At 66.6% G+C, this 11300-nt stretch carries 8 protein-coding genes; 6 read left to right on the top strand and 2 right to left on the bottom strand.

Annotated features, from left to right (window positions below):
- Window positions 1–61 precede the first annotated feature (61 nt).
- Window positions 62–2389, bottom strand: coding sequence for a Tex family protein (locus tag VL15_RS36045; protein ID WP_048251556.1), 2328 nt, complete (start codon window positions 2387–2389; stop codon window positions 62–64).
- 160 nt (window positions 2390–2549) lie between these two features.
- Between VL15_RS36045 and VL15_RS36040 the strand changes: the two genes are divergently transcribed.
- The 3 genes from VL15_RS36040 to VL15_RS36030 all read left to right on the top strand — a co-directional run bounded on the left by VL15_RS36040 (window position 2550) and on the right by VL15_RS36030 (window position 5902).
- Window positions 2550–3302: a hypothetical protein gene (locus VL15_RS36040; protein ID WP_048251555.1), complete on the top strand. Its 753-nt coding sequence runs from the start codon at window positions 2550–2552 to the stop codon at window positions 3300–3302.
- A 77-nt stretch (window positions 3303–3379) separates the two neighbouring features.
- Window positions 3380–3595 (top strand): YdcH family protein, encoded by a 216-nt coding sequence (locus VL15_RS36035; protein WP_006478692.1) that lies wholly within the window; start codon window positions 3380–3382, stop codon window positions 3593–3595.
- A 57-nt stretch (window positions 3596–3652) separates the two neighbouring features.
- Window positions 3653–5902, top strand: coding sequence for an ATP-dependent DNA helicase (locus VL15_RS36030; RefSeq protein WP_048251554.1), 2250 nt, complete (start codon window positions 3653–3655; stop codon window positions 5900–5902).
- Window positions 5903–6022: 120 nt separating this feature from the next.
- Here the strand turns inward: VL15_RS36030 and VL15_RS36025 are convergent, their stop codons facing one another.
- A complete protein-coding gene (locus VL15_RS36025; RefSeq protein WP_048251553.1) occupies window positions 6023–6847 on the bottom strand; it encodes an outer membrane protein assembly factor BamD in 825 nt (274 codons plus the stop codon).
- Between the two features lie 41 nt (window positions 6848–6888).
- Between VL15_RS36025 and VL15_RS36020 the strand changes: the two genes are divergently transcribed.
- From VL15_RS36020 to phaC, 3 genes are all read left to right on the top strand, one after another.
- Entirely contained in the window at window positions 6889–8097 is a 1209-nt protein-coding gene (locus VL15_RS36020; protein ID WP_048251552.1) for an RluA family pseudouridine synthase, read from the top strand.
- 6 nt (window positions 8098–8103) lie between these two features.
- Window positions 8104–8943, top strand: coding sequence for a peptidoglycan editing factor PgeF (gene pgeF / locus VL15_RS36015; RefSeq protein ID WP_048251557.1), 840 nt, complete (start codon window positions 8104–8106; stop codon window positions 8941–8943).
- Between the two features lie 361 nt (window positions 8944–9304).
- Window positions 9305–11170, top strand: a complete 1866-nt coding sequence (gene phaC / locus VL15_RS36010; protein ID WP_048251551.1) for a class I poly(R)-hydroxyalkanoic acid synthase — start codon at window positions 9305–9307, stop codon at window positions 11168–11170.
- Window positions 11171–11300: the final 130 nt, after the last annotated feature.

Here is an 11300-nt window from a genome sequence, read left to right as displayed (position 1 = left end):
TTAACTGAACGGCATTACGCCTTGCGGCGGGCTTTTCGTGCGTCGACGGGCCTTCGCGTGCTCAGCGCTTCAGCTTCGCGAATGCCGCGGCCATCGCGCCGGCCGGTTCCGGCTCGCGCGAGCGCGGCGGGCGTGCGGCGCCGCGTCCGGCATTGCCGCGATCCTGGCTGCTGCCGCGTGCCGACATGCCGGGCGCTGCCGCGTCGTCGTCGAGGCGCATCGTCAGCGCAATGCGCTGGCGCTTCACGTCGACGTCGATCACCTTCACCTTGACGACCTGACCGGCCTTCACGACTTCGTGCGGGTCCTTGATGAACTTCGTCGACATCGCCGACACGTGGACGAGGCCGTCCTGGTGGACGCCGATATCCACGAACGCGCCGAATGCGGCGACGTTCGTCACGACTCCTTCCAGCGTCATGCCCGGCACGAGATCCGACACCTTTTCGACGCCTTCGCGGAACGTCGCCGTCTTGAATTCCGGACGCGGATCGCGGCCCGGCTTCTCCAGTTCCGACAGGATGTCGCGTACGGTCGGCAGGCCGAAACGTTCGTCGACAAATTCCGTCGGGGACAGGCCCGACAGCGCGTCGCGGTTGCCGAGTACGTCGTCGATGCGTTTGTTGATCTTCGCGAGCATCCGTTCGACGACCGGATAGGCTTCCGGGTGCACCGACGAGCGGTCGAGCGGGTTCTCGCCGCTGTTGATGCGCAGGAAGCCGGCAGCCTGTTCGAACGTCTTGTCGCCGAGGCGTGGCACCTTGCGCAGGTGTTCGCGCGACGGGAACGGGCCGTTCGCATCGCGGTAATCGACGATGTTGCGCGCCAGCGTCGCGTTCAGGCCCGACACGCGCGCGAGCAGCGGGGCCGATGCCGTGTTCGCGTCGACACCGACCGCGTTCACGCAATCCTCGACGACCGCGTCGAGCGAGCGGGCGAGTTCGCGCTGGTTCACGTCGTGCTGGTACTGGCCGACGCCGATCGCCTTCGGCTCGATCTTCACGAGTTCGGCGAGCGGGTCCTGCAGGCGGCGCGCGATCGACACGGCGCCGCGCAGCGACACGTCCATTTCGGGGAATTCCTTCGCCGCGAGTTCGGACGCCGAGTAGACCGACGCACCGGCTTCCGACACGACGATCTTCTGCAGGCGCAGCTCCGGGTGTTTCGCGATCAGTTCGCTCGCGAGCTTGTCGGTTTCGCGCGACGCGGTGCCGTTGCCGATGCTGATCAGTTCGGCCTGCGTCTGCGCGGCGATGCGCGCGAGCTTTGCGATCGAGCCGTCCCAGTCGCGGCGCGGTTCGTGCGGGTAGATCGTGTCGGTCGCGAGCACCTTGCCGGTGCGGTCGACGACCGCGACCTTCACGCCCGTACGCAGGCCGGGGTCGAGACCGATCACGGCCTTCGGGCCGGCCGGTGCCGCGAGCAGCAGGTCGTTCAGGTTGCGCGCGAATACGCGGATCGCTTCGGCTTCGGCCGTTTCGCGCAGTTGCGTGAGCAGTTCGTTCTCGATATGCGGCTGCACCTTCACGCGCCAGCACCAGCGGCACACGTCCGACAGCCATTTATCGGCCGGGCGATTCTGGTTTGCGATGCCGAAATGGCGCGCGATCATCGCCTCGCCGGGATGCGGCACTTGTGCGTCGAGCTCTTCGCCGAGGCCGAGCTTGACCGTCAGCACGCCCGCGTTGCGCGCGCGAAACAGTGCGAGTGCGCGGTGTGACGGCACGGTCTTGATCGTTTCCGCGTAGTCGTAATAGTCACGGAATTTCTCGCCTTCCTCGTTTTCCTTGCCCTCGACGACGGCCGACGACACGACGCCCTGGTTGTGCAGGTAGTCGCGCAGCTTGCCGAGCAGCTCGGCCGTTTCGCCGAACTGTTCGGACAGGATGTCGCGCGCGCCGTCGAGCGCGGCCTTTACGTCGGCGACACCCTTGTCGGCGTCGACATACGCGGCCGCCTCGGCCTGCGGGTCGAGCAGCGGGTTCGCGAGCAGCGCCTGCGCGAGCGGCTCGAGGCCGGCTTCGCGGGCGATCTGTGCGCGCGTGCGGCGCTTCGGCTTGTACGGCAGATAAAGGTCTTCGAGCACCTGCTTGCTGTCGGCCGCGTCGATCGCGGCACGCAGTTCGTCGGTCAGCTTGCCCTGTTCGTCGATGCTCGACAGGATCGTCGCGCGGCGATCCTCGAGCTCGCGCAGATACAGGAGGCGTTCCTCGAGCTGGCGCAACTGCGTGTCGTCCAGGTTGCCGGTCACTTCCTTGCGGTACCGGGCAATGAACGGAACGGTCGAGCCTTCGTCGAGAAGTTGCACGGCCGCCGCGACCTGGCGCGGCTGGACGGACAGTTCGGTGGCGATGCGCTGTACGATCTTGAGTGCTACGGTTTCCGTCATGTCGTGGATGATCTGCCTGCTGAAATCGCGGCGCGGGCCGGCAGGCCCGAAGCGGCGGGCTGCATGGCGGGCCCGACGGGCCTGAGGCCGCGGGTGAGTGAAGCGGGGCATTTTGCCATAAATGGCGGAGCGTCCAGCCGGGGGTGATAGAATTTGACACATGTCCCGCAGCTTTCCTACGACGTTGCCAACTTCCCGCATTTCTCTCGTCGCGCTCGGCGCAGCGCTCGCCGCGGCTTTGTCTGCCGGGCCTTCCTGCGTTTTCGCGCAGGCCTCGGGCGCAACCGCGCCGGACGCCGTCGCGGCCGCGCCTGCCGCGGCCTCCGCCGCACCGGATTTCGACGCCCGTCAAAAAGTGCTCAATCAACGCTCCGCGGAAAACGATTATCGTTATGCGGTGGCCGAGCACGATTGCTACAGCAAATTCTTCGTCAATCACTGTCTCGGCAAGGCACGCGACCAGATGCGCGACGAGCGGGCGAGCATCCGCCAGGAGCAACTCGCGCTCAATGACGAGCAGCGCGCGGTGCGCGCGCAGCAGCGCGACCAGCAACAGGCGCTGAAGCAGGCGCAGAACGCGGCGGAAGCACCGCAGCGCGCGGCGACCGACGCGGCGAACGCGGCTGCGTTCCGCGACAAGCAGGAGCAAAATGCGCTGAAGCAGGCGCAGCGCGGCGCGGAAGGGCCGCAGCGCGCGGCGAGCAAGCAGGCATACGACCAGAAGCAGGCCGACTTCCAGCACAAGCTCGACCAGGCGCACCAGCAGGCTGCGCAGAAGGCGCAGGAGCGGGCGGACAATGCCGCGCGCTACGAGCAGAAGCAGAAGGAAGCCGTGCAGCACAAGGCCGACGTCGAGCGGCGCCAGCAGGAAGCCGCCGAGAAGGCCAAGCAGCAGCAACAGCAGGGGCAGTAACGTGTTGGATTGATCCGGAATCAGTCTCAAGCGCGCCGGCACGCCAGCCGGTGCGCTGCTTCGATGAGGAGGCAAATATGCAAAACCGTCACACGGAACAGCAGCAGGAATTGCACAACCGTTTGGCTGCATTGCAGGAGCAGCACCAGCAGCTCGCTCGGGAGATCGAGCTGAAGGAAGGACACTCCGACATCGACGACATCACGCTGCACCGGCTGAAGAAGGAAAAGCTGGCGGCCAAAGACAAAATCATTTTGCTGCAATCGCAGCTGGAACCGGATAAGCGCGCCTGAGCGCGGCCTGGCAAGCGCCGGCGCCGCACAGGCGCTGGACACACAGGAACGCTTGCCTTGAATTCTCCGCTTGAAGCCACCCCCGATGCCCGGCGTGACACGTCGTCCGCCGGGCGCGTTCGTGCGCCCGAAGGCACTTTCGAACTGAGCCGCAAGCGCGTCGACGAACTCGACACGATCTTCGGCGAAGGCGGGTTGCTGGCACGTGCGCTCGACGGCTATCGGCCGCGTACGTCGCAGATCGAGATGGCGCGTGCGGTTGCGTCCGCGATGGAAGCGTCCGCGCGCCGGATGCCCGAGCCCGAGATCTTCGAAACCCGCAAGCGTCCGGCGCGCCGCCTCGGCGACAGCGACAAGACGGCAGAGCCGGGCGCGGACGCCGCGGCGGCGGCCGAGCCCGACAGCGACTCGGGCGACAACACGCTGATCGTCGAAGCCGGTACGGGTACCGGCAAGACCTATGCGTATCTCGTGCCCGCGATGCTGTGGGGCGGCAAGGTGATCGTGTCGACCGGCACGAAGCACCTGCAGGACCAGTTGTTCCAGCGCGATATCCCGACCGTGCGCAACGCACTCGCGGTGCCGGTGACGGTCGCGATGCTCAAGGGGCGCGCAAACTACCTGTGCCACTACTACCTGCAACGCACGGCCGATAACGGCCGCTTGCCGTCGCGGCAGGACACGGCCTATCTGCAGGAAATCGTCCGCTTCGCGAAGATCACGAAGAGCGGCGACAAGGCCGAACTCGCGAGCGTGCCGGAAACGGCGCCTGTGTGGTCGATGGTCACGTCGACGCGCGACAACTGCCTCGGCCAGGAGTGCCCGCACTACAAGGAGTGCTTCGTGATGCAGGCGCGGCGCGAGGCGCAGCAGGCCGATGTCGTCGTCGTCAACCACCACCTGTTCTTCGCGGACATCATGCTGCGCGACACGGGGATGGCCGAGCTGCTGCCGAACGCGAACACGGTCATCTTCGACGAGGCGCACCAGTTGCCCGAGACGGCGACGCTGTTCTTCGGCGAGACGCTGTCGACGACGCAGATTCTCGAGCTCGCACGCGACACCGTGGCCGAAGGGCTGAGCCACGCGCGCGACGCGGTCGAGTGGGTGAAGCTCGGCGGCGAGCTCGAACGCGCGGCGCGCGACTTGCGCCTTGCATTCGCGAACGACCAGATCGTACGCATGTCGCTCGCCCAGCTTGGCGACGATCACCCGATGTTCGGCGCGCTCGACGCACTCGAGGCCGCGCTCGACGCGCTCGCGTCGGCGCTTGCCAGCCAGGCCGAGCGGGCGGAATCGCTCGGTGCGTGCCTGCGGCGCGCACGCGAGCTGCAGGACTTGCTGGCCGGCTGGGTCGCCCCCGGTGCGGCGGAGGAAGCCGCGAAGGCCGATGCGGCGGCGGCCGGCGACAAGGCGGCGTCCGACGGCGATCCGAACGAGAAGGTGCGCTGGGTCGAGGTATTCGCGCATACCGTCCAGCTGCACGAAACGCCGCTGTCGGTCGCGCCGATCTTTGCAAAGCAGCGCGCGGGCGTGCCGCGTGCGTGGGTGTTCACGTCGGCCACGTTGTCGGTGCGCGGTGATTTCACGCACTACGCGGCGCAGATGGGCCTGAGTTCGCGTCGCTCGATGACGCTCGCGAGCCCGTTCGACTACCAGACGCAGGGGCTGCTGTACGTGCCGCGCAACCTGCCGCAACCGTCTTCGCCGGCGTTTACCGATGCCGTATTCGATGCCGCGCTGCCGGCGATCGAGGCGTCCGGCGGCGGCGTGTTCATGCTGTGCACGACGCTGCGCGCGGTCGACCGGATCGCGTCGAAGCTGCGCGACGTGATCGAGTCGCGCGGCTGGAACACGCCGCTGCTCGTGCAGGGCGATGCGAGCCGCACCGAGTTGCTCGACCGCTTCCGCGCGTACGGCAACGCAATCCTGGTCGGTAGCCAGAGCTTCTGGGAAGGCGTCGACGTGCGCGGCGACGCGCTGTCGCTCGTCGTGATCGACAAGCTGCCGTTCGCACCGCCGGACGATCCGGTGCTGGCCGCGCGGCTCGACGCGCTGACGAAGAAGGGGCTGAGCCCGTTCGCCGTGCACCAGTTGCCGCAGGCCGTGATTACGCTGAAGCAGGGCGCGGGCCGGCTGATTCGCGCGGAGACGGATCGCGGTGTGCTGATGATCTGCGACACGCGGCTCGTCGACAAGCCCTACGGGCGCCGGATCTGGCAGAGCCTGCCGCCGTTCAAGCGGACCCGCGAGATTGCGGTCGTCCAGGATTTCTTCGACGAGCAACGCTCGGACAAGCGCACGTGACGGCGCGCGTGGCGATTGCCGCGCGAGTTCACCTGCGTCGCATGCATGCGACGCCAATAAAAAACCCGGCTCGATGGCCGGGTTTTTTGTGTGTGCAACGGGCGTTGCGTCGCGCGTTCGTCAGAACTGCCACCACGACTTCTTCGCGCCGGGGCGCGAGTGGCCCGTGACGTACGGGCTGTCGGGGAACGTACCCGCGAGCACGCGCTTCGTGTCCTCGGCGAGTTGCGGTTGGTCCAGCTTGCCGTACGACAGGATCATGATGTGCAGCGCGTCCTCGATCGCCGGCGCGCCCTTGTAGTCCTTGATCGCGAGCTGCGCGCGGTTGATTGCCGCGACGTAGGCGCCGCGCCGGTAGTAGTAGTCGGCCGCGTGTACTTCGTGCGACGCAAGCGCGTTGACGATGTAGCGCATCCGTGCCGCGGCGTCGGGCGCGTACTTGCTCTTCGGGAAGCGGTCGACGACGACCTTGAACGCATCGTACGATTCGCGCAGTGCCTGCGGATCGCGCTCGCTCATGTCCTGGCCGGAGAAGCGGCCGAACAGGCCGAGATCGTCGTTGAAGTGGATCATCCCCTTCAGGTAGTACGCGTACGGGATATCCGGATGATCGGGGTGGAGCTGGATGAATCGGTCGACGGCCTGGTCAGCGGCTGCCGCTTCGTTGTCCTTCCAGTTGCAGTATGCAACGTTGATCTGCGCCTGTTGCGCGAAATGACCGAACGGATCGCGACCTTGCAGCGATTCGAAATATTTCGCGCATTTGCCCCAGTCGCCGCCGGACAGTGCGTCCTGGGCCTCTGAGTATAATTTGTTATTCGACCAGGTAGCCGTCTCGTCCTGTTTCTGCGGCAAGCCGTGGCAGCCGGCGATGAGGGCCGCGGCCGCTACCGCCGCAGCCCGGGCGGCGACGGTTCTGGCCGTGCGTTTGGTCGAATTCATCATGCTCGCATGTCCTAGCTTCAAGTCTCGGTGACCCAGTCTAAATGACCCGTTCAAGTTCGCAGAATGCCCAGCCGGGCACACCAAATCGCGAAGATTATAGCCCAAGCGATCGGCCCGCCGACGCTGCCTCGGGGGATTCCCTCGATGACGATCTGATTGGTGACGCATTGCAACCGCCCGTTGTGCCGTCCGCGGCCGTCGATGACACGCCGCGCGTCGTCGAAGTGCCGTCGTCGCTCGCGGGTGAACGCCTCGACAAGGCGCTCGCCCAACTGTTCCCCGAATTCTCGCGCAGCCGCCTGCAGAGCTGGATCGAGGCGCAGCGCGTGCTCGTCAACGGCGCGCCCGCGAAGATCCGCCAGCCGGTGCCGCTCGGCGCGACGATCGAGCTCGTGCCCGATCTGCTTCCGGAACAACTCGCGTTCACGCCGGAGCCCGTGCCGCTCGACGTCATCTACGAGGACGACGCGCTCGTCGTCATCAACAAGCCGGCCGGCCTCGTCGTGCACCCGGCAGCCGGCAACTGGAGCGGCACGATCCTCAACGGGCTGCTGCATCGCTACGGTGACGCGGCTGCCGGCCTGCCGCGCGCGGGGATTGTCCACCGGCTCGACAAGGAAACGTCCGGCCTGATGGTGGTGGCGCGCACGCTGGCCGCGCAGACGGACCTCGTGCGACAGCTGCAGGCCCGCACGGTGAAGCGCCGCTATTTCGCGCTCGTGTGGGGCACGATGCCCGAGGAAGGCACGATCGACGCGCCGATCGGCCGCGATCCGCGCGAGCGCACGCGCATGGCCGTCGTGACGGGTGCGTCGGGCAAGCCCGCGCGCACCCATTTCCGCACGGTTGACACATGCGTGTGGCAACGTCAGCCGGTTTCGGCGATCCAGTGCGACCTCGAAACCGGTCGCACGCACCAGATCCGCGTGCATTGCTCGCACGCCGGCCATCCGCTGCTCGGCGATCCCGTCTACGGGCGCGCGCGCGGCAAGCGCTCGGTCACGCCGCTGCCGGACGGGTTCGCGCGGCAGGCACTGCATGCCTGGCGGCTCGGCCTCGTGCATCCGGTGACGGGCAAGATGGTGCAATGGCGCTGCCCGCTGCCCGACGACATGAACGCGCTCGTCGCTGCGCTCGGCTTCGGGCAGGGCGACGAGGAATTCGACGACGATGACGGTGTCTACGACGATGACGATTTCGGCGGCGAATATCACGACGATGAGCCGTACCTGGACGATGAGGAGGAGTGAGTGCCGATGACGAACCTGGCGCCGTTGACGTGGCAGGACTGCGTGCAGCCCGACTGGCAGGTGTCGCCGCGCGTGCGCGCGCTGATCACGACGCGCGACGGCGGTGTGAGCGAAGGCCCGTACGGGCGCTGGCAGGATGGTGCCGCGTTGCCGGGCGGGATGAACCTCGGCCTGCATACCGGTGACGATCCGGCCCATGTCGCCGGGAATCGCGCACGCTTGCTCGCACTGGCGGGCCAGACGAGCGCGGCATGGCTCGAGCAGGTTCACGGCGCGCAGATCGTGCGCGCCGACGAGGTGATCGCGGCGGCGCCGGCTGCCGCGGCGCCGGTGCAGGCCGACGCAAGTGTCACGGACCGGGCGGGCGCCGTCTGCGTCGTGATGGTGGCCGATTGCCTGCCCGTGCTGCTTTGCGACGCGCAGGGCCGGGCGGTGGGGGCCGCGCATGCGGGCTGGCGCGGGCTCTCGGCCGGCATCGTCGAGCAGACCGCGGCGCGCGTCGCGGCGCTCGCGGGCGGCGCGACGGATGCGCTTCATGCGTACCTCGGGCCGGCGATCGGCCCGCAGGCGTTCGAGGTCGGTGCCGACGTGCGCGATGCGTTTCTCGACACGGCCCCGCAGTCGGAGCATGATGAAACCCGCCATGCGTTCGTCGCGATCGACGGCGCGTCCGGCAAGTTTTTCGCCGATCTCTATGCGCTCGCGCGCCTGCGTCTCGCGCGTGCGGGCGTGGCGCACGTAAGCGGCGGGACGGCCTGCACGGTCACCGAGCAAGCACGTTTCTATTCGTATCGGCGCGACCGTGTAACGGGCCGCATGGCGGCGGCGATCTGGCTGGCAGATTGACGGCATGCGCATGCGCGCATGGTTTTGTTGCGCCGCGAAATCGGGTTATCTCGATATTGAGGCGGCAAATCGGCGTTGCATGCGCAGTCGAATGAAAAATCCCGAAGTCAAGTCGACCAATATGTTTTATGTTTCGCCGGAACCCTTGTCGCGTCTGTTGCACACGGATTATCTCCGCGCAGAAATGTTCAGCGGTTTGACGCGGCGCTTCACATGGGGAAAACGATAATGATAAAAATACCGCACTGCGGCAGAATCTGGAGACGCCTCTCCAGAGCATGACGGCCCGGCTCGCAGCCGGCACGCCGCGCGCGAGCAGGATTTCACGATTGACGCTCACGAATCACCGGTAAGGCAGGTAATGACAGCATCGAAAAATTCGTCGACGTCCGCTCAGGCGGGCACTTCCGCGGGCAGCATCGGATTCGATCCGGCCGCCCAGCCGATGCAGCAGATGTTCGAGTCGTGGTTGCACGCGTGGCGTGGTTTTGCAGATCCGGCGCGCGCCGCGACTGCGTCGGCCACCGCGAATCCGTTCGCGACATTCCAGTTCCCGACGTCGTTTCCGTTCCAGGTGCCGTCAATGCCCGATTTCGGCAGCATGGCGTCGCCGTTCGCAGGGCTGAAGCTGCCGGTTGCCGCGATCCCGCCCGAACGGCTCCAGACGCTGCAGGCCGACTACGCGCGCGATTGCATGACGCTGATGCAGCAGGCGGCCGCCGCGAAGCTCGAATCCCCCGAACTGAAGGACCGCCGCTTCAGCGGCGATGCGTGGAAGGCGTCGCCCGCGCATGCGTTCGCGGCTGCCTGGTATCTGCTCAACGCGCGTTATCTGCAGGAACTGGCCGACGCGCTTCAGACCGATCCGAAGACGCGCGAGCGCATCCGTTTCACGGTCCAGCAATGGACGGCGGCCGCCGCGCCGAGCAACTTCCTCGCACTCAATCCCGACGCGCAGAAATCGATTCTCGAGACGCAGGGCGAAAGCCTGCGGCAGGGGATGATGAACCTGCTCGGCGACCTGCAGCGCGGCAAGATTTCGCAGACCGACGAATCGCAGTTCGTGGTCGGCAAGAACCTCGGGTGTACTGAAGGCGCGGTCGTCTACGAAAACGACCTGATCCAGCTGATCCAGTACACGCCGAAGACGGACAAGGTGTTCGAGCGGCCGCTGCTGATCGTCCCGCCTTGCATCAACAAGTTCTACATCCTCGACCTGCAGCCCGAGAATTCGCTCGTCGCGCATGCGCTGTCGAACGGCCATCAGGTGTTCCTCGTGTCGTGGCGCAATGCGGATGCATCGGTCGCGCACAAGACGTGGGACGACTACATGAACGAAGGGCTGCTCGCGGCGATCGATGCCGTGCAGCAGGTCAGCGGCCGCGAGCAGATCAACACGCTCGGCTTCTGCGTCGGCGGCACGATGCTCGCGACCGCGCTGGCCGTGCTCGCCGCGCGCGGCGAACATCCGGCCGCGTCGATGACGCTGCTCACCGCGATGCTCGACTTCACCGACACGGGCATTCTCGACGTGTTCGTCGACGAGGCGCACGTGCAGATGCGCGAGCAGACCATCGGCGGCAAGAACGGCACGCAACCGGGGCTGATGCGCGGCGTCGAGTTCGCGAACACGTTCTCGTTCCTGCGCCCGAACGACCTCGTGTGGAACTACGTCGTCGACAACTACCTGAAGGGCCGTACGCCCGCGCCGTTCGACCTGCTGTACTGGAACAGCGATTCGACGAGCCTGCCGGGGCCGATGTACGCGTGGTACCTGCGCAATACCTATCTCGAGAACAAGCTGCGCGAACCGGGCGAGCTGACCGTATGCGGCGAGGCCGTCGACCTGTCGCTGATCGACGTGCCGACCTTCGTCTACGGCTCGCGCGAGGATCACATCGTGCCGTGGCAGACGGCCTACGTATCGACGTCGATCCTGACGGGCCCGCTGAAGTTCGTGTTGGGCGCGTCAGGTCATATCGCGGGCGTGATCAATCCGCCGGCGAAGAAAAAGCGCAGCTACTGGGTCAACGACAGCGACCTGCCCGAATCCCCGGACGACTGGTTTGCCGGCGCGACCGAGCAGCCGGGAAGCTGGTGGACGACCTGGGTCGAATGGCTCGACCAGTACGGCGGCCGCAAAGTGGCGGCGCCCGCCCAGTCCGGTTCCGCGCAGTTCCCGGTGATCGAGCCGGCGCCGGGACGTTACGTGTTGCAGCGCGATTGACGAAAACCGGACAGCGGCGCACGCTGTCCGATGCACCGCAGTTTTTTTAACAGGGCCGGTAGCGATGCGCCGTGTCGTGCGGGCCTGGAGGAAAGGGAAATGACGGACGTAGTGATCGTATCGGCCGCGC

This window comes from Burkholderia cepacia (assembly GCF_001039005.1).
GTDB classification, from domain to species: Bacteria; Pseudomonadota; Gammaproteobacteria; order Burkholderiales; family Burkholderiaceae; genus Burkholderia; species Burkholderia theae.
This window is presented reverse-complemented; position numbering and strand designations above follow the sequence as displayed.

Bases quoted from the DNA above. Each gene is read 5' to 3' on its own strand.
- VL15_RS36045 (WP_048251556.1), bottom strand. From the start codon at position 2,389: ATGACGGAAACCGTAGCACTCAAGATCGTACAGCGCATCGCCACCGAA.
- phaC (WP_048251551.1), top strand. From the start codon at position 9,305: ATGACAGCATCGAAAAATTCGTCGACGTCCGCTCAGGCGGGCACTTCC.
- VL15_RS36035 (WP_006478692.1), top strand. From the start codon at position 3,380: ATGCAAAACCGTCACACGGAACAGCAGCAGGAATTGCACAACCGTTTG.
- VL15_RS36025 (WP_048251553.1), bottom strand. From the start codon at position 6,847: ATGATGAATTCGACCAAACGCACGGCCAGAACCGTCGCCGCCCGGGCT.
- VL15_RS36040 (WP_048251555.1), top strand. From the start codon at position 2,550: ATGTCCCGCAGCTTTCCTACGACGTTGCCAACTTCCCGCATTTCTCTC.
- VL15_RS36020 (WP_048251552.1), top strand. From the start codon at position 6,889: ATGACCCGTTCAAGTTCGCAGAATGCCCAGCCGGGCACACCAAATCGC.
- pgeF (WP_048251557.1), top strand. From the start codon at position 8,104: ATGACGAACCTGGCGCCGTTGACGTGGCAGGACTGCGTGCAGCCCGAC.